This window comes from Desulfomicrobium macestii (genome assembly GCF_014873765.1).
In the GTDB taxonomy this organism is placed as follows: domain Bacteria; phylum Desulfobacterota; class Desulfovibrionia; order Desulfovibrionales; family Desulfomicrobiaceae; genus Desulfomicrobium; species Desulfomicrobium macestii.
The window spans coordinates 42,646-65,833 of sequence record NZ_JADBGG010000014.1; the positions used below are offsets into that span (position 1 = coordinate 42,646).

Below are 23,188 nucleotides of genomic sequence, written 5' to 3' on the forward strand. Positions count from 1 at the left end.
AACGGATACCTTTTCTCTTCAGGGTTCCCTCCGCCGCTCTCGTAGTCGCTTGATGACCTCTGCGGCGGGCTGGATCTTGCCATCCCTGATCTGGCGTTCGCCAAGGGCAAGTATTTCTTGTAACGCAGCAGAATGTTTGCTCTGCTCGTTTTGAGCGGTTTTCTGCATGTTCAATCTCAATTTCCTCAAAGCTCAGTCCCTCGCATATCCTTCCCGGACGGCGTTCTCCATGGCAGCCAACTCGTCATCGGTCAGAAATTCGAAATGCGATTCCCTCTTTCGTGCCGAAAGGCGACCATTGTTTTGCAGGCATAGCTGGATAAACAAATCGATGAGGCGGTCAGGCATATCAACGATTTCCTGAATGGCCTGCTTGGTCCTGTCGTAATTCGCCAGAAAATCGAGTTCTTCCACCAATTCGTTCTCGATGGTGAGCTTGACAAAATCATACAATGCCTCCGCCTGAGCGGTCATATCGACGTACCTGTACAGACGCCTGGTCTCGCCCGGCACGGTCATCTGACCCAGATCGTCCAGGTCGTATTCAACCAACCGCATCAACGGGCTTGAGAACGCCTCAAGGGAGTGGTCGTAAAGCGCCGGATTTTTCAGCATGGCGGCGGAGACCGGGAACATCAGCCCTTTCGGAATCGCACCGCGCAGGAACAGGATGTTGTGAATGAGAAACCGGTGAATTCGGCCGTTGCCGTCCTCGAAGGGATGCATGAAGACGAAGCCGTAGGAGATGGCGGCGGCATGGATAATGGCTGGAACCTCGCCGTCCTTCATCACTTGATGGGCAGCGAGCAATCCCGCCATCAGTTCCGGAAGGTCGTCGGGTTTTGGACAAACAAAGTGAACGAGTTGTTTCTGGTAGGAAATCGTCTGACCAACGTAGTTCTGGTTAGCCCGATAGTCCGTGTCTCGAAATCGGGGATCGACGATGCGGTTCTGCACGTCGATCAGGAGCGGTTTTTCGCAGAAATCCTTGTGCTCGGCCATCTCCAGCAAGCCGATGAATTTCTCGGTTCGGGAGGCACTCGGCTTGATGTGTTCGATCTCGAATGAGGACTTGGTCTCTTTGTTGTACAGGTAGCTCAGTGCCCGTCTGAGCAGCTCCGGTGGATAGGAGGTCACGACCTCCTCGCACTTTTTCCGCAGGTCGATCCCCTCCATGGCGGCGAGTTTCTCGGTTCGCCGGATGATGGGACAGAAATCTTTCCCGCCAAGCAGATTGTCGATGACCCTCTGACGCTGCACGCGACGGCCGGGCGCTGCGGTGTAGTAATGGTCCGGCTCCAGCAGCGGCGTGTAATTCCCCTTGGTCAGATCCGGCAGCGGAAGTTCCCGTCCGGTCAGGAATTCATACAGGAACCAAATTTTGCGGGCGTATTTCCCAGTCGGTTTCGAGCTGATCCAGGCCGTTATCTCATCCGCAGGGACCACGTCGAAAAGAGCCGATAGGATGCCAAGATTAACGCCGTCGTATTTGAGGGCGAACTCCAGGTGGTCTCCCGTTCCGTCTCCGGGCCAATAGGACTGAGGATAGACGGACTCCACTTGCCCATCCTGAATAGTCGAGCGCAGCGTCCCGGTCGGGCTGACGGAGGACGTATGCCAGTTCGGCAAAGCGCTCAATCCGAAACGCGAGATCAGAATCGCATATCCCGCCAGTCGGTTCTGGTTCGTGTCCAATGTCATAACACCTCAAAAAATCGTTACGGTTCTCAAAAAACGATTACGAGAAGCCTTTAAGCTAAAAATATAGTTAAATTGGCTGCAATTTTCAAGAGAATTGTTTGAAATGCCTGGGGTGAGGTCAAAATGGGGGCGGTTCTCAAAAAACGTGTTTGCAACTAAAAATATGATTACAAATGGGCTGCACTCTCAGAAAACAGTTACTGAGGCCGTCGGCATGCGGCGGAGGATGCACAGCCTCCGGTAGAAAGACCTTTCTACGCCGTAGAAAGTCCCTGGAACCACTTTCTACGAAGTAACATGCTGGTTTAACGGTATTTTATGCAAATGCGTAGAAATGGTAGAAAGGTTTCCGGGGTCACTCCCCCTGACTCACTATTTTTTCGTGCTCTTCGACCTCGGAGTCGGCTCACGGAAAAAATTCCCATGCGGTAAGTAACTTCCATAACCTTTCTACACTTTCTACAATCATAATCATAACCTATTGATTACAAGACTATTTTAGCTTGTAGAAAGGTGCCGTAGAAAGGGTCTGAGGCGTAGAAACCCCTTTCTACAGTTCCGTCACCCGCACAGGGGCTCCGGTAAGTAACGGGAAACGATGACTACCAACGTTTCCGGAGAATTACCATGAGCCTTCTGACTACCATGATCCGTCACCTCGGCACGGATGCCCCCAAAGCCGACAGCCAAGCCTGCCTCGCTGTTTCCGAAACCTCGCAACATTGCCAGTCCCTTTTCGTCACCACCGATCTTGAAATCAAGAAGTTCGCCTGGGTCCGGACGGGTGAGATCGACATCGAGCAGAACGGTAAGGTTTTTCGTCTGTTGTCTCCTGAATACTTTGCATGGCTACGTTCCCGCATGGTCACGGCCCAAGCCGCGCACAAGGCCGGAAAGCTCCCCGAGGATGCCTGGAACACGCTGCGGCAGAGATTCAACGCCCTGCAGGAGCTGGCCATCAGGGAGTTCGACAAGGAAAGCCTGCAGGAGGTCCTGCAGGCATTTTCCCTAAAGAACTACCGGCCACCCACGCTTCGTCCCGAGCCCCAGGAGAAACCCGTCGAAGTTCCCAGAAAGGACTGGATTTATCCCGGCAACCAAGCTTGGAAATGTAAGCAGCCGGTGACTTCCCAGGCAGTCGCCAAGGTCGACGCCATCCGTGAGGAGGCCATGGCCATGGGCTGGTCCGAGGCACGCCTCTATCAGAACCAGGGCCGCTTCCGGTTTCCCTGCGGCGAGGACTACGGTCTGGTCTGTTTCGTCGATGGCGATCAGGAGATTGGCGAGGTCACCGAGCGTTCTATCGAAATTATCCATGGGCCGAAGTCCGGGCGTCCCAGCACGCTGCGGTTCTACAACCCGGACGTGCCGCAGCCGTGGATGAAGAAAGTGGAGGATTGAGCCGTGAAGAAAAAGAAACGCTACGCCAACGCCAAGGATGTCCTGCCCGAGGAACTCTTCGAGCAGATCCAGAAGCACTACACCGGGATTCTCTGGGTCCCGGCTCCGAGCCGCTTTTACCAGGAGCGCCGCGACCTGGTGCTTGCCCTTCATCTGCAGGGGATCAGCAGCCAGGAGATCTCCAACCTCGCTGGAGTGACCACCCGCCGGGTCAACCAGATCATCGCCGCCGAACGAAAACAGGACCGGGACCGACAGTTGGCCGCCGCTTCCGGTAAGTAACCCCTGAACCGGCGGGAGCGCGTTTGGAGGCTAAATCGGCCTCCCGCCCCGCATCCCGGCTTGGGAAAACAATATTCGGCAGGATTTCCACGTGGCACTGAACAAACCGGACAAAGAGACGCTGGACCGCTGGCACCGCAACGAGGGCAAGACCGAACCGCCCCGGCGCGGGCCTGGTGCGCCCGAGGGCAACCAGAACCGGCTGCGTCACGGCATCTTCGCCGACCGCTGTCTGACGCCGGAAGAAAAGGTCATGTTCGACGCGATCATCGACCGCCTCAACCAGGACTTCGAGTTCAACAAGTCCAGCGACTTCCTGCAAGTGGAGCTGGTGGGCGTCTACTCGGTCAAGCTGGTCCGCGCCCAGATCGAGGGGAACACCGACGCCGCCGAAAAGCTCGACCGGATGATCCGCTGCCACATGAAGGATCTCAAGACCACCAAGATTGCTCGCGAGGGTGAGGAGCCGAAAGGCCCGCAGACCTCTCCGGCGGAATGGGCGGCGGCACTGCTTGAGAAGGTGGCCGAGGCTGCCAACACCCCGGGCGCGAAACCCTCCGGCCGCAAGAAACACGGAAAGAATTGCGGATAACACCATGGAGGGCTTTTCCGATGACCCCGGCACACGGCGACTTGCGGCAGACAGCTTCACCAGGAATTGCGGATAAGACGTGTTCCTTGCACTTTCGGAATCGGCATTCTCCGGCTGCCGATCATCATTTCCACTCCTCGACTTCCTCCAGCAGCTCCCGATATCCGCTTGGCATGTGTGCACATAAGCCGAGCCGCATAACCCAAGCAGATATAGGCATGTTCACGCCGGGGCTCTCTCACACAACCCAAGTAGATATTGGCATGTCGAGACCCAGGCCGAACCGGACAAGCCCCGCAAACAGCCATTCCTTCGGCAACGGCCCTCGCATATGCCAAGCAGATATTGCCATGTGTGTTCCGCGACTGGAGCGCACAAGCCAAGCAGTTATAGCGATGTGCGGCCGACAGACAGCGAAGGAGAAATTCCGGTCAATCGATATTTCCCGCCCCACCCGGGATGTAGAGACCCTCCGTCATGATCATTCATCATCGGCGGATGTGTTCTTCTGCGGGCACTGTCATTCACTGTCTTCGACACTGTCTCGCCCAACGAAAACAGGAGCAGCCGAGGCCGCTCCCATCGTCGGGTCCGGAAGGATCAAAGGCGTTCGAGGGCTTCCTCGAGCTGACCGTCCACGAGGTGGGTGTAGATCTGGGTGGTGGACACGTCCCGGTGCCCCAAGGCCCGCTGCACCACGAGCAGGTCATTGGTCGCGCCGTAGAGGTGGGTGGCGAAGGTATGCCGCAGCCCGTGCGGCGTCAGTTCCTTTTCGATCCCGGCCTTCCGCAGCCAGTGGGCGAGCCGGTTGGCTATCTGCCGCTGGCAGAGTCTGCCGTCCCGGTTCGACAGGAACAGGGCTTCCATTTCTGGGCGGCCGTGTCGACGACGCTCGGCCAGGTAACGGCGCAGCAATGTGCGGAGGTCGGTCTTGATGAACTTGACCTGCGGCACATTCCCCTTGGCCCGCACCCGCAGATGCTTGGCGTCGAGGTCGATGTCATCCATGTCGAGCGCGGCCAGTTCACCAAGCCTGATCCCCGTGCCCAGCAACACCTCGATCATGGCGCGGTCGCGCAGCGTGGAGAAATCGGTCCGCCCCTTGAGCTCCTTGAGCAGACGTTTCTTTTCGGCGGCGGTCAGGAAGACTGGCAGCTTTCTTGGCAACCGATGCATGCGGATGGACCGGGCCGGGTTGTCACCGACCACGCCCGTCTCGGCGGCCCAGGCGAAAAAGGCCCGCACCGCCGCCTTCATCCGATGGAGCGAGGCCGCCGAACGTGGGCCTCGCTCACTCTCAGTGACCGCCCCGGCGGAGAACACCTGGTCGAGGAACCCGACCGTGACCTCCCGGCAGACGATCCCAGGGGCCAGCTCCCCGGCCACGCGGACTACCAGGGCGAGGTCCCGGCGGTATGCGGCTATGGTCGCCGGGGAGCGTCCTTCGGCCGACAGGCGGGCACAGAACGCCTCTGTCGCGCCCGTCAGATCGAGGTCAGCCGTTCGGTTGCTCATCGCTGGACTCCTTTACCCGGCTGTGGCCCATGGGCGTGCTCTTGGGCAGCGGCAGCTCCTCGATGCGCCCCGACTCCCTGGCCCAGACCATCATCATGCGGAACACCCGGACGGTCTTGGCGACGGTGCGCTCGGCCCGCTCCTTGCCGTCGGGGAGTTTGAGCAGCAAGTCCGACTTGTAGAACTTGCCGACCTGGGGAAGCCGGATCTCGGCGAGCTGGCGATCCGCGCCGAAGAAGGCCTCCACCGCGTCGAGGTCCTTCCGGTAGGTGTAAAGGGTCCGCTCTTTCTTTCCGGATTCCCGCAGGTAGCCGATGAAAGCCTCGGCGGCTTGATGCACGGTGCATTCGGTCATGTCGATGTCTCCTTTGTCGGTGGCCCGGTGTGTTCAGGACAGGAACTCGTCCAGCTCCCGCAGCAGTTCCTCGACGTGGCCGAGGGAGCCGACGCTCGCCCAGGTGATGTCCGGCTGCTTCGCGTCCGCTTCGAGCTTGCCGCGAATGCCCTCGATCAGCCGGGCGATGTTCTCCTGCTTTTCTCGGTACGCCTTGAGTGCCTGCTGGCGGTTTCTGTCGTAGGTCATGGCCTGCCTCCGGTTCCGGTTTTCGTGGATGCGGGACCATCCCGCGTCACATCCAATGACGCTTCTATTTCGTTGGAAATCAAGTGTTTGCAGAGATCTTTCTGCATGTGCCCCAAACCCATAAACCAAAGGAGATCAACATGTTGAAGAAGACCCTCGAATGGACCATCCCGCTGGCCCTGGCCGGGATCATGACCGGCTGCGCCACCTACCGACCTCCGGCCCAGATCCAGTCGGCGGTGGCCACCGTCAACCGCCACACACCCGAGTATGTGACCGAGGCCAACAAGGCGCTGCGCGAGGTCGGCCACCCGGACGCCGAGCGCCTGACTGGTGTCGGCCTGCGCCTGCAGACCGCCGTGGACGCCCTTGACCAGTGGGCCAACGGTTCGAACCAGGAGGCAGGCCAATGAAAGAGATCCTTCAGGAAAACAGCGATGCCGTCCGCCAGGCCGGTGAGGCCCTGGTCGAAATCGGCACCGAACTGGCGGCGGGACGGATCGAGAACGCCCTCGGTCGTCTGGAAGCGGCTCAGCAGCAGTACCGGGCCTGGGCGGAGTTGGACCAGGCCATCATCGACATTCAGGAGGCTGTCCACGACCGGAAGAACACCCTGGCAGTGCAGCAGATCCTGACGGAACTGGTGGGCACCATCCTCGGCAACGCCTTGAGGACGGGAATGCACTGATGGCGGTAACCGACAAGGAGCGCAAACTCGCGGCGACCCTGAGCGATCCCGTGTTGTGGGGGCAAGCCTACCTCTACAACCGGGATGGCTCAGGCCGCGACTACTGGCCGCACCAGGTGGAGGACCTGCGCTGCCCGGCCAAGAACATTATCCACCTCGACGGCCGGGACGTGGGCAAGTCCATCGTGCTCTCGACCGACGCGCTCCATTACGCCTTCACCACCCGAGGCGGCCAGGGCCTCATCGCGGCTCCGCACCAGGGGCACCTCGACACCATCATCGAGGAGATCGAGTTCCAGCTCGACAGCAACCCGGATCTGATGAACAGCATCGCTCTGACCAAGTACGGCAAGCCCAAGATCCACCGCAAACCCTATTTCCGACTGGAGTTCACCAACGGTTCGGTGCTCTATTTCCGCCCGGCCGGGGCCTATGGCGACGCCTTTCGTTCGTTGCATGTCGGCCGCGTCTGGGTCGATGAAGGAGCCTGGCTGACCGAACGGGCCTGGAAGGCGCTGCGCCAGTGCCTCAAGGCCGGGGGGACGCTACGCATCTACTCCACGCCCAACGGCCTGCGCGACACCACCTATTACCGGCTCACCTCGTCGGACCAGTTCCATGTGTTCCGCTGGCCGTCCTGGCTCAACCCTCTTTGGACTGAGGATCGCGAGGCCGAACTGCTGGAGTTCTACGGCGGCCGCGACAGTTCCGGCTGGCAGCACGAGGTGGCCGGTGAACACGGCAAGCCTTCCTATGGGGCCTTCAATGTCGAGCAGTTCAACCTCTGTCGGCAGGATCTGCTGGAGTATCAGAAGATCGTCATCACCGATTCCGAGCTACGCGATTGCGACACCGAGGAAGCGGCCCACGACCGGCTGGAGATGCTGCTCAACCTCACTCCCCGCAGCGGGCAGTTCTGGGTTGGCGGCGACCTGGGCTACACCAACGACCCCACCGAGATCGTCGTATTCCAGGAGACGGAGATCGGCGAGCGGACGCTGCTGAAGATGATCCTGCGCGTGCATCTTGAACACGTTTCCTATCCGCACATCGCCCAGATCATCGCGCTGCTGGAGCGTTACTACACCCCGGCGGGCATCGGCGTGGACAACGGCGGAAACGGTCTGGCGGTGGTTCAGGAGCTGCTCACCCTGGACAAGTACAAAGGGCTGGAGCTGGAAGGCAGGCTCAAGGGATACGACTTCGGCGGCATGACCCGGCTGGCGGTGCGGGACGGCAAGGAAATCAAGAAGCGAACCAAGGAGCTGATGACCAGCCTCATCAACGGAGCCCTACAGCGTAAGCAGGTCATTTTCCCCTCGGACGACCTGGAGGTGGAAGACCAGTTCACCACCCACACCTACACCCTGCGGGACGGCAAGATCATCTATTCCAAGGGCAACGACCACATCATCGACGCGGTGCGCTGCGCCATGCTGATCCGGGAAGAAGGTAACCTCGACCCGGTCGGCGAAGAGGTGGTTTCGCTCAAACCCGTGCTCACCAATCCGGTCTTCATCTGATCGCATCCTCCGACGCTTTCCACCCCGCTCCGGTAAGTAACCGGCATCAAGCCGGGTTCGGCCCACACGGGCCGGATGTGCGGCTGTCATGGCCGAAACTACCGAGAGGATCACGTGGAAAGCACCGCCCATCAGGACGAACAACCCGAAAGCCTGGACACTACCGGCTTTGTCATCGCGCCGCTGGCCGCAGCGGCAGCGCTCGACTCGGCAGCCTTCGCCAAGGTCAACGCCGCCGAAGCGATTCCTGCCACCTGGGAAGAACGCGCCCGTAAGGCCTGGGAATACTACGTCGAGGAGCCGCTGGTGAAGAACTGCGTCAACTCCTGGCGCACCTTCGCTGTGGGCGACGAGATCAAGATCACCAGCGATGACGAGACCCTCAAGGAGCAGGCCCTGGAGGCCGCCTGGCGGTTGAACATCACGCAGTTCATCAAGGACATGGTTCTTCAACTCCTGGTGAAAGGCGACGCCATCGGCTTCAAGCGCTTTACCAAGTCCGGCCAGGACATCGAGGAGCTGGTCTGCGTCAACCCGGTTTCGGTCAAGGTCAAATACGCCCAGGGCGAACTGATCGAGGCCCGGCAATTTCCCGAGGACACCCCCGGCGGCGGGGAATCCATCCCGCTGCCCGTCGAACAGGTGGTCCACCTCAAATGGGATGCTCCGGCCTTCTCGCCCCGGGGCAACTCCCTCGTGCTTCCAGCCTTTCAAGCCATCGAACTGCTGCGCGACTACCGCCGGGCCGAACAGGCCATCGCCAAGCGCTGGGCCACGCCGTTCCGCCTGCTCAAGGTGGGCGGCGCGTTCGGCCAGAAGATGGTGATGCCGGACCAGCGAATGCTCGAACAGGTCCGCGACATGGTCAACAAGATGGACATGAAAAGCGGCCTGGTGGTCCCGTTCTACGTCAATGTCGAAACCCACGGCACCGATGGCCAAGTCCTCAACGTGGAGGACAAGGTCAAGGAGGTGAAGGAAGACATCGTGGTGGCCCTGGGTCTGTCACGCTCGCTGGTGACCGGCGACGGCCCGAATTTCGCCACCGCCTCGGTGAGCATGCAGAAGATGATGGTCATGATCCGCGAGATCAAACAGGCCGCACGCAAGCTCCTCGACTGGGTTTTCGACGACTGGATGGAGCTGAACGGCCATGGCGACAAAAGCATCCAGTTCATCTTCAACGACCTCGACCCCAGCGACGCGGTCGATTTCAAGAAGCTCCTCATCGAACTCTACGACCGCAAGCTCATCAGCCGCTCCAGCCTTCAGCTCAAGATGGACCTGGACCCGGACATCGAGGCCGCCAACCGCGAGACCGAACGCAAGCAGATCGACCTGATGGACGAGAAGCAGGTGAAACCGGTGGTGGATATGGTCGTCTCCGGCATCCTCAGCGTGCCTCGCGCCCGGAAGATGCTCGGGATTCCTACCGAGGACGATGAACCAACGGCGGAGGCGGCATTGGTCTGGTCGGGCGACCTGGAGTCCACCGGCATTGCTGCCGTGTGCGACGAGTGCAGCCACTTCATTGCTGACACCAACTACTGCCGGGTCCACAACAGCGAGCGTACTTTCGACGCCCCGGCCTGTCGTTTCATCGACCGCCGGGAGTCCCGCTGATGCCGTCGGACCTCAAGCAGCGTATCCAGGCGGCCACCCTGAAAAGCCTGACGGCCCGCAACCGCTACAACGACCAGGTTACGGCCCAGCTTACCCAGGCGCTGAAACAGGCCGAAGACGAGGTCGCCCGCGCCATCCTCCAGTACCGCTCCCTCGGCTCCCTGCCGGACAACAAGCTCGCCGCCCTCAAGGGGCTGGAAAAGCTCCAGCTCGAACTCGACGACACCATGAAGCGGCTCAAGCGGGAGCAGACCCTGGTCTTTCGCAAGACGACCAAGGACTCCTTCAAGCTCGGTATCCAACAGGGTATCGGAGAACTCGCCGACGCAGCGCTGCCGTTCTACGCCGACCTCAAGCCCGAAGGCATCGACAAGCTGGCCACCAAGGTGTTCACCATCGTCGACACCAATGCCCTCGACTTCATGGCGCAGTACAACCTTACCCTTGCCGGTGACGTCCACCGCGAACTCTCAGACGGTATAAAGCGAACCATCCTGAACGGCGTCGCCACGGGCAAGGGAGCCGACGACATCGTCCGGGACATGGGCAAGGTGATCGTCGACAAGGACTCCTTTCGCCAGGCAGGAAGCCGGGTGTTCAGCAAGGCGCAGTACCGCATGGAGATGATCGCCCGCACCGAGGTTCTCCGCGCCCACAACATGGGCAGGCTCAAGTTCCACGAGCGGGTCGGCATCCAGAAGCTGGAATGGCTGGCCATGGAGGACGAGCGCATGTGCCCGGTCTGCGGCGGCCTGGACGGCAAGACCTTTCCCATCGACAAGTTCCCCCAGCAACCCGCACATCCGCACTGCCGCTGCACCAACATCGTGGCCTGGCCGATGACCGTCTGCGGTAGCGAGATGGCAGCCAAGGCCGCCGCCCAGGCATCGCAGGGGGACGCCTGCATTCTCCCGCCCCATGTGCTGGAAGGCATGGCCGACGCCCAGGCCAAGGAGAACGCCAAGCTCAAGAGCGCCTTTGAAAACGGCGACATCGCCGACCTCGGTTCGCTGACGGTGAAACAACTCCAGACCCTGGCGAAACAGAACGGCGTGGCCATTGCCCGGACCAAGGCCGATTTCATCAAGCTGCTCGATCTGGCCGAACCGGGGATCGATCACGGCGACCTGGCCGGAGCGGCGCTCAGCGCCAAGCTCAAGGAACACAAGATCGGTCTGCTGCGGACCAAGGAAGAACTGGTCGAGCTGCTCGGACTGAAGCAGGCGGAACTCAAACAGGCCAAGCTGCTCGCCGCCCAGATGGCGAAGATCCCTCCCGCCGAGGGGCTGGAGGGCATGACTGCCCATCAGCTCAAGGAGATGGCGAAGGAGAACGGCATCTCCCTCAACATGACCAAACAGGAGACCATCGAGCTGCTGGATAAGCTGGAGCCCGGTGTGGACCATAGCGGCCTGATGGGCAAGGAACTCGCGGCGGCCAAACAGAAGCACGGCATCGGCATCCTCAAGAACAAGCAGCAGCTCGTTGAGGCGCTGCAGAAGAAGGCCGGTGCCGACATGGTCGAGTCGGTCAAGAAAAAGGCAGTCGACGAGGCCAAACAAAAGCTGATCCTGAAACAGAAAACGGCACTCGAAGACGCCGCCAAGGCCGTGGTCGTTCCCGACACGCCGACCGGCTACAAGGATTTCCTCGACGCGATTGCCAAGGCGGAACAGGCGGTTTCCGGTGGCACCGATCTACCCCAGGATCTGCTGGCGGCCCACAGCAAGGAAATCGCCCTCAAGAAACAGCTCTTCCAGGACCAGGTCGGTAAGCTGAAATCGACGGAGCTCAAGACGCTCGCCAAGGAGACCAAGGTTCAGTATTGGCAGTGGGCCAACAAAGACGAGCTGACCACGCTCTTCACCGAGACCGATCCCGCGAAAATCAAGGCGGTTCAGGCCAGCATCGACGCCAAGCACGCCGCCTGGGCCGAAAAGCATGGCGGCAAGAAGAAAACCGCTCCTGCCAAGCCCGCCACGCCGAAGAAAGATCCGCCGAAACCGGCTCCACAGCCGAGCCCGGTTAAGCCGCCCGAGGCCAAGATCGGCAAGAAAGGCGCGGAGTTCGCCACAGTCGATTCAGCGTGGCAGCAGAAAGGTCTGCCGTCAAAATTCAAGAAAACCGGCAAGGCCGCTGTCGGCGGCGCACATGAAAAGGAGTTCTGGACCGACGAAAACGGCGACAAATGGCTGTTCAAGCCCGTTGGCCGCAAGGACGATGAGTTCATCGCCTTCGGAGAGGAAGCAGCCTACAAGATTGGCCGCCTGATCGACCCCCATTCCATCGAGGTGCGCACCATCCAATTGAACGGCCGCACCGGCTCCATCCAGAAATGGCGCACCGATCTGCGGGACGACTTCGATTTTCGCAACATCCTGCCCCAGGATCTGACCACCATCGAACTGGAGCAGATCCAGCGCGAGCATGTGGTCGACTGGCTGATCGCCAACCACGACGGACATTCCAAGCAGTTCATCCGCGCCCGGGACGGTCGCGTCTACGGCATCGACAAAGGCCAGGCATTCAAGTTTCTGGGGCAGGACAAGCTCTCGCTCGACTATCACCCCAACGGTGTCTGCGGCGAGGAAGAGCCGTTTTACAACAAGGTCTTCCGGGCGGCCAAGGAAGGGAAGGTACGGGTCGATCCGAACGCGACCTTTCGCTATATCCAGGAAGTCGAAAAGATCGCCGACGAGGATTACCTCGATCTGCTGCGGCCCTACGCCGAGGGACGGTTTTCCAAGGACCCGGCCGGGCTGCGGCATTTCTATGATCTGGTCTTGGAGCGGAAACACAATCTCAGGCGGGACTTCGAAGGCTATTACGCCGATGTGCTGGGGGATCGGGGCTTCCGTTTCGACAAGCTGAGTACCGCCACCGGGAAGAAAAAGTTGCTCTCCTCCGCCGAAGAGACCCTGGTCGAGGAGGCCCGCAAACTCGGCTGGCAGGGCAAGACGCTGCCCTTCGACAGCGGCGACGTGGAGGACCAGAACGCGCTGATCTTCACCGAGAGCTTCAAGGGGAAGAAGCGCACCGTGGTCAAGATGAAGATCCGGCCGGACACTGATCGCCGCATCGACGAGGTGCTACGCAGGTATGTGCAGACGGCGGCCGGGGAAAAGGGACAACCGCTGGTCGAAGACAGCTTCTTTCCGACGATTCTGGACGCCGTCAAAAACGTTAATTTCCACGTGGGCGACGGCAAGTACAACCGGACCAAGATCGACAAGGCCCTGCGCCTGAGCAAGAAACTGGAGACCCTAAAAAAGAGCGCCGACCCCAAGGTCAAGGAGATGGCGGACCATTATCTGAAATGGGTCAAGGAGATCGAAGAGTCCGTCGACTGGGACCGGGCCACCAACGGCGTATTCGATCAGTACTTGCCCAAGCTCGACGCGCAGAAACCCAAGGAGAAACCGCCGTTCAAGGTGGAACGTGGCAAGGTTACCCATACCAAGCGCAGGATCGGGTCCGGCACCATTACCGTCGAGGCCGACGACATCGACAACCGGACGCTGTTCAATCACAACTCCCGCATGCAGGACGGGCACCAGTACACCGTCACCTTCGAGGACGGCACCCGGGTCCGCTATCGCCCCTGGTCCGACACCAACCTCTATGCCCAGCGCGGCGAGTTGGAAATGATCCTGGACGGCGACGCCACCCCTAGACGGGTCGAGGCGATGCTGGAAAAGCTCGAACAGCTTGGGATCGATACCCGGGTGGCCACGGCGGAAAACGCCGAGCAGATGTATCTCGAAAAGCTCGCCTACATCCGCAAGACCGACAAGAGCGCCGACTACAAACGACTGCAGAAATCCCTCGACGACCGCAATGCCACCACCACCGAACGGGTCCAGGCTCTGCGCGGCTATTGGCAAAAGGAACTGGGAGTTCAGGACATCACCCAGCTTTCCGGATACAACCCGCTGGGCGAATACCAGGCGGGTTTTCTGGACCGCGACGCCAAGGGCGGATACCGGCACCAGTTCCGGTTCGACATCACCGATGAGGAGCTGGAAAAACAGATGAAGGGCTATTCGCTGGTCCACGATCTGACCAACGGCGAGAGCATGTCCGGCTTCATCGACTTGATCATGGAGAACAACGGAGCCATGGTCAGCACGGTCGAGAAGATGCGCATGGGCGTGGCTCCGGGCGGAATGTCCCCGGTGGCTGACATGCAGACCGGCGGCGCGAGCTATTTCTTCACCCGGATCAAGAAGCAACCGGCCAGCGACGCCTCACCGGCCCTCTATTTCAAGAAACAGTTGCTGCGGCGCATGGACGCCATCAGTTATGACCATGACGCCTACGGCAAGGTGATTGACGACTACGTGCAGCGCAACCGGGGGGCCAGCATCGACGACTGGAAGCGGTTCTCGCAGCGCCATGGCAACGAGACCATCTTCAAATACTCGGTGACGCTGCTGGACAACATCGAATTCATCGTCGCCAGAAGCGACAACGAACGCCGGGAGATCATCCAGAGTTTCACCCGGCGCGGCATCAAGAAACTACCCGACGGGCGCAAGGTGGAGGACATCGTCCATACCCCTCAAAGCTGGAGCAAACGCAAACAATGACCATGAAGGACTTTATCGAACAAGAGAAACAGCGGCTGCAGGAAGCGCTGCACTGGTTCAACAACCGGGGCAGCCGCATGACCGTAAGGGAATCCGGGGATCTCTTTCTGGATACCCTGGTGGACAGTTTCACCGTCACCCGGATCGCACCCCATTTCGACACCGCTGGCAACCATCTGCGTACCGATTTCTGGCTGTTGTGGAAGGCACTCGGTTACGACGAGGGTTTTCAGCACGCCCACACCATCAAAGTGGTCGATGTCCGGGTCGAAGACACCCTGATGGCCGAACATGACGGCAAGGAGGCCGAAGGCTGGCTGATTGTCGAGCTGGCCGACGATCTGGGCCGGATTCACCATATCGAAATGATGGAGCCGGTCTCGGAGCCCGAGCTCGCGGCGGACTGGCAACGCTGGATCGCCTACCGACAAAAAAACGCCGAAAGATTCCACCGGATCGACGCCCAGCTTCTGGCAGAGCATCTCCGGATCGCGGAGGACTGGTCATGAAACTGCGCTATATGATCGACTCGATAGTCGCCGATCGGGAGGCCACCGTCCCGGAATACGTGCCCGTGGGCGTCTGGGTTCAGGGGCCGGGTCCCGGTCTGGATGTGGAGATGTACTACCTCGACCGGGGGCCGAGCGGGCTTGCCGACCGCAAGGACGAAGCCGCCTGGGTGGTCAACCGTCTGGTCGAGGCCGGGGGCACCTCGCTTCCGGCAGATTTTCTCGAATACCACCGGCTGTCTCGATCCCCCTATGACGGGGTCTTTTCCGAGATCACCGAGAGCGACGAATACCCCTCCCTCGACGCCTGCGGCAAGGCCGTTCTGGCCCGGCTGAACCCCGTCCGCTGAATTTCGCCGTCACCCTCCGACACATCGCCGACGCTTCCGGTAAGTAACCGCTGAACGCTCCCCGCAGGTCGCGGAGAGCACAGCAAACTGACCGGAGACGTTGATGGAACTGTTCGCCACAGACCTGGAAAGGCTGGCGTTTCTACTGGAGGCCGATGCGGCGCTGACTCTCGATCCCGATGCGCTTGGGACCGAGGCCGCCGAACAGTCCGCTCCTGAAGAGCTCCCTCCCGAGAAACGCCCCAAGTACATCACCAACTACATCGGCAGTAAGCAGAAGCTCGTCGACTGGATCTGGAAGCATACCCCGGAAGGCGTTGGCACCGTGCTCGACGCATTTTCGGGGTCTGCGGTCGTGGCCTACATGTACAAGACCAAGGGCCTCCAGGTCATCGCCAACGACCGGCTCCGCTACTGCCACCACGCCGCCAAGGCGATCATCGAGAACAACTCGGTTCGCCTGAGCGAGGACGAGATCGAAGCGCTTCTGGCCGACAACGCCAAGGCGGGCAGCTTCGTCCAGGACAACTTCAAGGGCATCTTCTTCGCAAAGGGCGTCCATGCGCTGATCGACACCATCCGCGCCAACTGCGACAAGCTCTCCGGCTTCAAGAAAGACATCGCTCTGTTCGGCCTTGGCAAGACCTGCATGAGCGGCAAGGGCGGTTTCGGCCACTTCTCGTCCTCCACCGACTATGGCCGCCGCCAGGACACTCCAGACGAGTTCAAGGATCGTCTGCGCAAGAACCTGCAGCGCATCAACGCCCTGGTCTTCGACAACGACAAGGAGAACAAGGCGCACCGGCAGGACATCAACGACCTGCTGCCGAAAGCCAAGGCGGATCTGGCCTACTTCGATCCGCCCTACGCCACCGAGTTTTCGACTACCAACTACGAGCGGGCCTACCACTTCGTGGAGGGGCTCATGACCTATTGGGAAGGGCTCGAAATCAAGGCCGACACCAAGGTCAAGTATTACGAGACCGACCACAAGACCGTCACCAAGGCCAACGCCAGCGAGTTCTTCCAGACCTTTCTCGGCAACGCCAAACACATCCCGAACTGGCTGATCTCCTACCGCGATCACGCCTATCCCAACGAGCAGGAGATGAAGCGGATCATCGGCTCCTTCGGCAAACAGAGCCGGATGAAGTCCAAGGATCACCACTACGCCATCACCTCCAAGCACGGCGAGGCTTCCAATGCCAAGGAGCGTCTGTTCGTCTGCGCTCCCGGGGCCAAGGCCAGCGCCGAGCGGGAGGAGAAACCCGTTCCGATGGCCGCCGCAGCGAACTTCCACACCAGCATTCCCGTGGACATCCGGCTGGGTGAAGGCGAACGCCTCGCGACCGAGGCCATGGATGTCGGCTCGGCGGGCGACCCCCAGTTCAGCTTCGTGCTCTGCCGCACCGGGACCAACAAGAACGGCGACCACTTCACCGCTGAGGAGTTGTCCGGTCGGCACATGACGGCCGTGAACAAGAAGGTCGATCTGCAGCATTCGCAGGAGTTCAACGACATCGTCGGTGGCATCGTCGCCGCCGACTACCTGGAGGACGACAACGGCGGCCGCGTGGAATGCGTCGGCGAGCTGTACGTCCACGACACCCCGGCTGCCCGGCTGGCCTACAAGCTGATGAAGCGCGGGATCATCTCCCAGGTCTCCATGGAGTGCGACTACCAGGAGGGCGAATGCTCGGTCTGCCACAAGCGCTTCCAGAACAAGGCCGACTACTGCACCCACCTGCGCAAGTTCAAGGGCCGTGATGTGGGCGGCCAACCCGTTTTCGAGATTCTGCACGGCGTCACTTTCACCGGACTGGGACTGCTCGACCGCAAAGGCGCGGACGAGAACGCCAGGATTCTGCAGGTGGCGTCCCTTCAGAGCCAGCCCGACCAATCCCAACCCGAAGGAGATTCCACGATGGAAGACAAAACCAAACCCACCGATGAACCGGCCGTCGAAGCGGCCAAGAAGAAACCCGCCCAGCAGGAAGGCGATCCCGCCCGCGTTACCGACCTGGAAAAGGAAAACCGGCAGCTCAAGGCCCAGGTCGCCGAGCTGCAGAAACGCGTCCAGGAACTGGAAGCCGAACAAAAGGCGGCCGCCTGCCGCTCCCGGGCCAAGAAACTGCTCACCCGTCTGGAGAAGCAGGGGCTCTCCTTTGCGTCCGATGAGGACCGGGAAGCCGAGCTGAAACGCCTGGCCGAACTGTCCGACGAAGCCTTCGCCGCCACCGAAGCCGCTTATGAGCGCCTGCCCAAGTCGGCCAAGGCGGACAAGGACAAGGAAGAGAAACCCGCTGACAGCGACCAGGGCGGCAAGCCCGCCGCCAAGGCATCGACGGAAACCCCGCTGCGCAGCGACGCCGGTGTCCGGCCCCACGATGTGGACGACCGCAAGGTGTCCCTCGAGGACCGTCTGCGCGACGGGTTCATGGCCGCTTACCGCAACCGTGTCGGCGAGGACTCTCCCGAACACTCGCAAATCAACGCATAAGGAGGAAACACCATGTCATTCATCAATCCGTGTCACCGCAGCCTCGCCTATGGCGACGGCCACATCCAGGGCGACGGCCAACTCGGCCAGGTGGTCCGCGTGGTCGGCGACGACCTGTTCGCCGTCAACACCGATCCCACCAAGCGTTCCTTCGGCATCCTGATCAAGGACTACGCCGGTGGCGAAATGCCCGGTATCTACTGCGATGGCGGCGTCTACGAGACCGACGCCTTCGAAGGGACCGTCGTCGCCGGAGACGACCTGAAAGTTTCGGCGAACGGTCGCCTGACCAACGGCGTCGCGGCCGGAGAGCACGTGGTCGCCCACGCCATTTCCGTACAGAGCGGCGTCCTCAAATTTCGCCTGCTCGTCTAACCCAAGGAGCCAACGCACATGAAAACCAATCAGTTGAAAATCCACTCCCAGGAGTACATGGAAACCATGGCGCGGCTCATGAGCGAGGCTCTCGAGTCGCCCGAAGGCATGCGGGCACTTGCCGCCGCCATTGCCGCGCCCATCGAACAGGAGATCAAGCGCAAGGAGATTTCCTCGCTGCTGCTCACCAAGCACACGCTGCCCAAGGGCGAACGTCCGGTCTACCAGAAGAAACCGACCGTCAAGGCTCACTGGATCAGCAAGGACGGCGACGCACAGGAGCAGGAGGTGGGCAAGGACGAGGTCGAGTTCCCCACCAACCGCATCCACTCCAATCCGATGGTGGACGTTTCCGTCCTCAAGAACGGCAACATCGGCACGCTGATGGACATCCAGACCAGCGCCGCCGACGCCATCCGCAAGGAGATGGACCGCCGCACCATCTCGGTGCTCTCCTCGGCCATCCCGGCGATCAACACCATCGAGGTCACTGGCGACTTGCTCACCGAGGAGGCGCTGAACGAGGCCATCTCGATCATCGAGGACCTGGAGCTGTCGGTGAAGTACATCGTCATGCGCGGCCGCCGGTTCAACGACATGCGCGGCTGGAACCTCGATCCCCAGACCAAGCTCGAGCTGCGCCAGAAGGGTGTCATCAAGAACTACGGCACCGGCGGCATTCTGCTGACCGCCTCCATGCCGCTGGACGAGATCATCATCGTCCCGGATGAAGAGGTCGGAAAGATGCCGGTGCGCGAAAACCTGAAGACGGAGTCCATCGATCAGAAGACCCGCTTCAAGACCGGCTGGCTGGTGTGGTCCGAAATCGGCCAGGGCATTACCCGCCCTGACATCATGGCCAAGGTCAAACTGGTTCCGTAATCCGGGAGGTGACGTGAGATGAATCGAATCAAGAACATCCGTCCCGGCGTTCTGGTGATCCCCGACGCCGGGCTGAAACTCAAGCCCGGCCAGGTAGTCGAGGTGGAACGCCTCACCAAGCAGATCCAGGCGGCGCTCAAGAACGGCCGCCTGGCCATGGCCGACAAACCGAAGCAGGAACCGCTCGCCCCTCCAGAGCCAGACCAGGACGCGGAACCGGTGGACCTGAGCAAGCTCTCCGCCACCGACGCGATTTCCAAGGTCAACGAGGAGGCCAATCCGGAGACCCTCAAGGGCTACATGGAAACCGAAAAACGCCGCACGGTGATCGACGCGCTCAAGAGCCGTCTGGAGGGCCTGCAAGGTGCTGCTGAGTGACCTGATCGCCGACCTGCGGCTCGACCTGTCCGATCCGGGCGCATCTCTCTTCGAGGACCAGACTCTGGAGAGATGCGTCCGGAAAGCCGTTTTCCGGGTCGGCCGTGACCTCGACCAATCGCTGACGATCACGGTCGGAGAGATCACCCCCGATCCCACCGGCGAGGTCCGCGAGCTCCTGGTGATCATGGCGCAGATCCACGCCTGCCAGGTCATGCGTTCGGCCACCGCCAACGCCTTCTCCTTTTCCAGCGGCGACAAGAGAGTGGATAAAACCGGACAGCCCGGCCACTGGGCCAAGCTCGAGGCCGATCTGCTCGCCGACTACCGGCAGCGGCTCACCGAGCTGCGTCCGGCCACCCAGCTCGATCAGGAAGCCTACATCCTGACCCCGAGCGGCCTTACGCCGGTCATCTACGAACAAGGGATCGATCTCGATGTTGTTGAATGACCGGGAACGCGCCGAAGCCGTGGCCGATGTCGCCCGGCTGATCCTCTCCTCGGGCCAGACCGCACGCATCCTGCGCGTGGTTCCCGGCGAGCGGCTCTACGGCACCGACGATGCCGAATACACGGAAATCTCCGTCATCCCCCTCGAACTGAACGAAACCCCGCCGGAGGAGCTGAGCGGCAAGATCGACGCGCTCGCCTGTGTCCTTCCGGATGCCGATGTCCGGGGTGAAGACCGCCTGGCCTCAGACAGGGAAACCTATCGCATACAGAGTGTGGAAGAAGAACACTTCTTCGGCACCGTCACTCATAAGAACCTGCAACTGGTGAAGCTCAATGGGCGTTAGGCGGACCGGTGACTGGGACAAGGCCCGCGCCAAGCTGACCACCGGCATGGGGCCACGTCTGGCCACGGCCCTGCGACAGGCCACGATCCGCAACGCCCTTTTTCTGGTGCGCGAGATCCAGCGGGGGATTCGCTCCCAGGCCCCGGGCGGACAGGCCTTCGTGAAACTCGCCGAGAGCACCATCGAGCGCAAAGGCTCAAGCAAGGCGCTCATCGACACCGGCTTTCTCGTCAACGCCATCACCCAGAAGATCATGGCCGACAAGGCGTTCGTCGGCCTGCTGCGCGGCACCGTCAACAAGGACGGGGAAGACATGGTGAACATCGGTGCCGTCATGGAGTACGGGGCCACCATCAAACATCCGAACGGCGCGACCATCATCATCCCCGCCAGACCCTTTCTGCATCCGGTGATGGATAAGTACCGCGAGCAGATCCTCCAGAACTATCGCGAGGCGATCCGCTCCGCGCTTTGAGCCTCCGACACATCGCCAGCGCTTCCGGTAAGTAACCAGGCAGAAAACGGAGGCGTCCCTTGAGCACGATACAGACCGTCACAGAAATCCTGATCCGCCTGGCCAAACAGGCCATCCACCCGGACACCGTGCTGGTGTTCCCGGATGACCTGTTCGAGGTCCAGCGTACCCCCAGCGTCATCCTCCAGGGGCCGAAGCTGGCGGAAGACCGTTTCCGCCGCAGCCAGAGCCGCCTGTTTGAGAAGAATGTCGCGGAGCTGAGTTTCGAGGAGTGCCGGTTTCCCCGTCTCTATCACCTCGATTTCGACCTGGTGGTGACCGTGGACCGGGAGGCCGAACTGCTTGGTTTTCACGAATCGGTGTCGCGGTTCCTCCAGCTTTACCCGGAGATCGCCATCGCCGACCAGGGCAGCCTGAACCTTACCGAACTGGTTCCTCTGGGCGGCCTGGCCCGGGTGAACCTCTCCAACCTCCGGCAAAGCTCCGGACGCATCCGCATCGAATCCTGCCCGGTGTACGACGGCGACCTGCGCGACGGTCGGCTGATCCGGGACCGGACCTTCCAGTTTCACGGCGACGTGACAGAGCAACGAACCATTCAACCGTAAAGGAGAACAACCGTGATCGAGATCAGAAACCTGCAGTTCCAACCCCTGACGTTCAACCTCTCCGGCCAGGGAACCCTTCACCTCGGGCCGCGAGAACGCAAGAGCATCGCCCGCAAGGACCTCTCCGCCGAGATCAAGACCGCCGGAAAACGCGGCCTGGTGCGCATCACCGACCTGACCGGCGGCGCGGAACCAGAACCGGAAAAGCCCACGGCAACCGATGACGCCGCAGCCGATGAGGCCAAGACCACCAGCAAGCGGAGGAAATAACCATGCCGACCTATCTATCGCCCGGGATTTACACCCGGGAAACGGACTTCAGTTTCTATGTGAAGCAGATCTCGACCTCGTCGGCTGCCATGGTCGGAGTGGCCGAGAAAGGCCCGATCAACAAGCCCGTGCTGGTGACGAGCTGGGAACAGTTTATCAACCGTTTCGGCTCCTATATCAACGAAAGCTATCTGGCCTACGCCGCACGGGCGTTTTTCGACAACGGCGGGTCGGTCCTCTACGTCACCCGCATCGCCCATCTCACCGACTCCACCGACCGGGACACCCTGACGGCGCTCAAATCTTCCATCGTGCTGCAGAACCGGGAGGCGACGCCCGCCGACGCCCTGCGGATCGAGGCCGTGAACGAAGGCGTCTGGGGCGACCGACTCTCCATCTCCATCGAGGACGGTTCTCTCGATCCGGCCAACCATTTCAACCTGGTGGTCCGGCACAAAGGCGATGTGGTCGAGGTGTTCAAGGATCTGAGCATGGACGAGACGCTGCCGAACCATGTGGAGCTGGCGATCAACGACCGCTCGGATTTCATCTTGGTCCAGGATCTGGCCGCAGCAATGGGAACGCCCAGCGACCGTCCGGCATTGGGCGTGTTCACGCTCAGCGGCGGCGACAATGGTCTGACCGATCTGGCCGATGCGGACTTCATCGGCGATCCCTCGCAGCATACCGGCCTCTATGGCTTTGACGAGATCGACGCCCTGAACCTGCTGATGGTCCCCGGCGTCACGACGGTGCCGGTGATCAACGCCGGAATCGCCTATGCCGAGGGGCGCAAGGATCTGCTGTTCATCGCCGACACGCCCATGCACCTGGAGCCGCTCGAAGCGGTAGATTTCCGCAAGGGACAAGGGATGTACAGCCACGCGGCCTTCAACTCCTCCTACGCGGCGCTCTACTACCCCTGGCTGGAGATCAGCGATCCGGTCAACTCGCGCAAGAAGCTGGTGCCGCCCTGCGGCGCGGTGGCGGGATGCATCGCCCGCAGCGACCAGAAGACCAACGTCTGGAACGCGCCCGCCGGTATCGACCGTGGCCGCATCTTCAACACGCTCTCCCTGGCCTACAAGACCAGCCGTGGCGAGCGCGATGTGCTCTATCCGGAAGGGGTCAACGTCATCGCCGTGTTCCCCGACACCGGCATCAACATCTGGGGCCAGAAGACGCTGCAAAGCCAGCCCTCGGCCGTGGACCGCATCAACGTGCGCCGTCTGATGATGTTCATGGAGGAAGCCATCTCGGAATCCTCCCGCTTCGTGGTGTTCGAGCCGAATCACCCCCAGACCTGGCGTGCCCTCGGCCGCCTGATCAACCCCTTCCTGCAGGACATCAAGGACAAGGGTGGCCTCTACGACTTCGCATTCCAGTGCGACGAGGAGACCAATACCCCGGCGGTCATCGACCGCAACGAAATGGTGGCCCGCGTGTTCGTCAAGCCGACCAAGACGGCGGAGTTCATCGAGCTGAACTTCATCCTGACCAGCACCGGCGCGGACTTCAAAGAAATCATCTAACGGGAGAACACGGCT

The 23,188-nt window shown here is 60.9% G+C and carries 25 protein-coding genes; 20 read left to right on the forward strand and 5 right to left on the reverse strand.

The annotated features are described in order from the left end of the window. Positions 1 to 18 precede the first annotated feature (18 nt). Complete coding sequence (locus H4684_RS10310) at positions 19 to 174, reverse strand: hypothetical protein (protein ID WP_192623665.1); 156 nt, start codon at positions 172 to 174, stop codon at positions 19 to 21. Positions 175 to 192: 18 nt separating this feature from the next. Further along, the gene (locus H4684_RS10315; protein WP_192623666.1) at positions 193 to 1,701 is read right to left on the reverse strand and encodes a Fic family protein; all 1,509 of its coding nucleotides are present in this window, start codon (positions 1,699 to 1,701) and stop codon (positions 193 to 195) included. Between the two features lie 627 nt (positions 1,702 to 2,328). Between H4684_RS10315 and H4684_RS10320 the strand changes: the two genes are divergently transcribed. The 3 genes from H4684_RS10320 (at position 2,329) to H4684_RS10330 (ending at position 3,976) form a co-directional block, all read left to right on the forward strand. Beyond that, positions 2,329 to 3,102 (forward strand): hypothetical protein, encoded by a 774-nt coding sequence (locus tag H4684_RS10320; protein WP_192623667.1) that lies wholly within the window; start codon positions 2,329 to 2,331, stop codon positions 3,100 to 3,102. A 3-nt stretch (positions 3,103 to 3,105) separates the two neighbouring features. Beyond that, positions 3,106 to 3,384: a hypothetical protein gene (locus H4684_RS10325; protein WP_011367837.1), complete on the forward strand. Its 279-nt coding sequence runs from the start codon at positions 3,106 to 3,108 to the stop codon at positions 3,382 to 3,384. Positions 3,385 to 3,475: 91 nt separating this feature from the next. Then, complete coding sequence (locus H4684_RS10330) at positions 3,476 to 3,976, forward strand: hypothetical protein (protein ID WP_013219077.1); 501 nt, start codon at positions 3,476 to 3,478, stop codon at positions 3,974 to 3,976. Positions 3,977 to 4,576: 600 nt separating this feature from the next. Here H4684_RS10330 and H4684_RS10335 read toward each other — a convergent pair. From H4684_RS10335 to H4684_RS10345, 3 genes are read right to left on the reverse strand one after another with little or no spacing between them, the layout of a single operon-like run. Continuing rightward, a complete protein-coding gene (locus H4684_RS10335; RefSeq protein WP_192623668.1) occupies positions 4,577 to 5,491 on the reverse strand; it encodes a tyrosine-type recombinase/integrase in 915 nt (304 codons plus the stop codon). Then, on the reverse strand, positions 5,472 to 5,846 hold the full coding sequence (locus H4684_RS10340) for a hypothetical protein (protein WP_040200626.1): 375 nt from the start codon (positions 5,844 to 5,846) through the stop codon (positions 5,472 to 5,474). The genes H4684_RS10335 and H4684_RS10340 overlap by 20 nt, the downstream gene beginning before the upstream one ends. 33 nt (positions 5,847 to 5,879) lie before the next feature. Continuing rightward, complete coding sequence (locus tag H4684_RS10345; protein WP_011366959.1) at positions 5,880 to 6,074, reverse strand: hypothetical protein; 195 nt, start codon at positions 6,072 to 6,074, stop codon at positions 5,880 to 5,882. Between the two features lie 140 nt (positions 6,075 to 6,214). Between H4684_RS10345 and H4684_RS10350 the strand changes: the two genes are divergently transcribed. The 17 genes from H4684_RS10350 to H4684_RS10430 all read left to right on the forward strand — a co-directional run bounded on the left by H4684_RS10350 (position 6,215) and on the right by H4684_RS10430 (position 23,173). Continuing rightward, a complete protein-coding gene (locus H4684_RS10350; RefSeq protein WP_029917946.1) occupies positions 6,215 to 6,487 on the forward strand; it encodes a hypothetical protein in 273 nt (90 codons plus the stop codon). Further along, positions 6,484 to 6,762: a hypothetical protein gene (locus tag H4684_RS10355; RefSeq protein WP_192623669.1), complete on the forward strand. Its 279-nt coding sequence runs from the start codon at positions 6,484 to 6,486 to the stop codon at positions 6,760 to 6,762. Before H4684_RS10350 ends, H4684_RS10355 begins: the two co-directional genes overlap by 4 nt. Continuing rightward, entirely contained in the window at positions 6,762 to 8,285 is a 1,524-nt protein-coding gene (locus H4684_RS10360) for a terminase large subunit domain-containing protein (RefSeq protein ID WP_192623670.1), read from the forward strand. Before H4684_RS10355 ends, H4684_RS10360 begins: the two co-directional genes overlap by 1 nt. Before the next feature lie 114 nt (positions 8,286 to 8,399). Beyond that, a complete protein-coding gene (locus H4684_RS10365) occupies positions 8,400 to 9,908 on the forward strand; it encodes a phage portal protein family protein (RefSeq protein ID WP_192623671.1) in 1,509 nt (502 codons plus the stop codon). After that, positions 9,908 to 14,497 carry a minor capsid protein gene (locus H4684_RS10370; RefSeq protein WP_192623672.1) on the forward strand — a complete coding sequence of 1,530 codons (4,590 nt, stop codon included), beginning with the start codon at positions 9,908 to 9,910 and terminating at the stop codon, positions 14,495 to 14,497. The genes H4684_RS10365 and H4684_RS10370 overlap by 1 nt, the downstream gene beginning before the upstream one ends. Then, entirely contained in the window at positions 14,494 to 15,006 is a 513-nt protein-coding gene (locus H4684_RS10375) for a hypothetical protein (RefSeq protein ID WP_192623673.1), read from the forward strand. The genes H4684_RS10370 and H4684_RS10375 overlap by 4 nt, the downstream gene beginning before the upstream one ends. After that, the gene (locus H4684_RS10380; protein WP_192623674.1) at positions 15,003 to 15,356 is read left to right on the forward strand and encodes a hypothetical protein; all 354 of its coding nucleotides are present in this window, start codon (positions 15,003 to 15,005) and stop codon (positions 15,354 to 15,356) included. Before H4684_RS10375 ends, H4684_RS10380 begins: the two co-directional genes overlap by 4 nt. A gap of 103 nt (positions 15,357 to 15,459) precedes the next feature. Then, the gene (locus H4684_RS10385) at positions 15,460 to 17,856 is read left to right on the forward strand and encodes a DNA adenine methylase (RefSeq protein WP_192623675.1); all 2,397 of its coding nucleotides are present in this window, start codon (positions 15,460 to 15,462) and stop codon (positions 17,854 to 17,856) included. A 12-nt stretch (positions 17,857 to 17,868) separates the two neighbouring features. Continuing rightward, a complete protein-coding gene (locus H4684_RS10390; RefSeq protein ID WP_192623676.1) occupies positions 17,869 to 18,231 on the forward strand; it encodes a hypothetical protein in 363 nt (120 codons plus the stop codon). Positions 18,232 to 18,249: 18 nt separating this feature from the next. Beyond that, positions 18,250 to 19,113 (forward strand): HK97-fold major capsid protein, encoded by an 864-nt coding sequence (locus tag H4684_RS10395; protein ID WP_192623677.1) that lies wholly within the window; start codon positions 18,250 to 18,252, stop codon positions 19,111 to 19,113. Between the two features lie 18 nt (positions 19,114 to 19,131). Then, complete coding sequence (locus tag H4684_RS10400) at positions 19,132 to 19,491, forward strand: hypothetical protein (RefSeq protein WP_011366970.1); 360 nt, start codon at positions 19,132 to 19,134, stop codon at positions 19,489 to 19,491. After that, positions 19,478 to 19,942 (forward strand): hypothetical protein, encoded by a 465-nt coding sequence (locus H4684_RS10405; protein ID WP_028320579.1) that lies wholly within the window; start codon positions 19,478 to 19,480, stop codon positions 19,940 to 19,942. Before H4684_RS10400 ends, H4684_RS10405 begins: the two co-directional genes overlap by 14 nt. Next, positions 19,929 to 20,288, forward strand: a complete 360-nt coding sequence (locus tag H4684_RS10410) for a hypothetical protein (protein WP_028320580.1) — start codon at positions 19,929 to 19,931, stop codon at positions 20,286 to 20,288. Before H4684_RS10405 ends, H4684_RS10410 begins: the two co-directional genes overlap by 14 nt. After that, positions 20,278 to 20,763 carry a phage virion morphogenesis protein gene (locus H4684_RS10415; protein WP_092193098.1) on the forward strand — a complete coding sequence of 162 codons (486 nt, stop codon included), beginning with the start codon at positions 20,278 to 20,280 and terminating at the stop codon, positions 20,761 to 20,763. Before H4684_RS10410 ends, H4684_RS10415 begins: the two co-directional genes overlap by 11 nt. A gap of 59 nt (positions 20,764 to 20,822) precedes the next feature. Further along, positions 20,823 to 21,371 carry a hypothetical protein gene (locus tag H4684_RS10420; RefSeq protein ID WP_039644722.1) on the forward strand — a complete coding sequence of 183 codons (549 nt, stop codon included), beginning with the start codon at positions 20,823 to 20,825 and terminating at the stop codon, positions 21,369 to 21,371. Positions 21,372 to 21,383: 12 nt separating this feature from the next. Next, complete coding sequence (locus tag H4684_RS10425) at positions 21,384 to 21,641, forward strand: hypothetical protein (RefSeq protein WP_028577512.1); 258 nt, start codon at positions 21,384 to 21,386, stop codon at positions 21,639 to 21,641. A gap of 2 nt (positions 21,642 to 21,643) precedes the next feature. After that, a complete protein-coding gene (locus H4684_RS10430; RefSeq protein ID WP_028577511.1) occupies positions 21,644 to 23,173 on the forward strand; it encodes a phage tail sheath C-terminal domain-containing protein in 1,530 nt (509 codons plus the stop codon). Positions 23,174 to 23,188 lie beyond the last annotated feature (15 nt).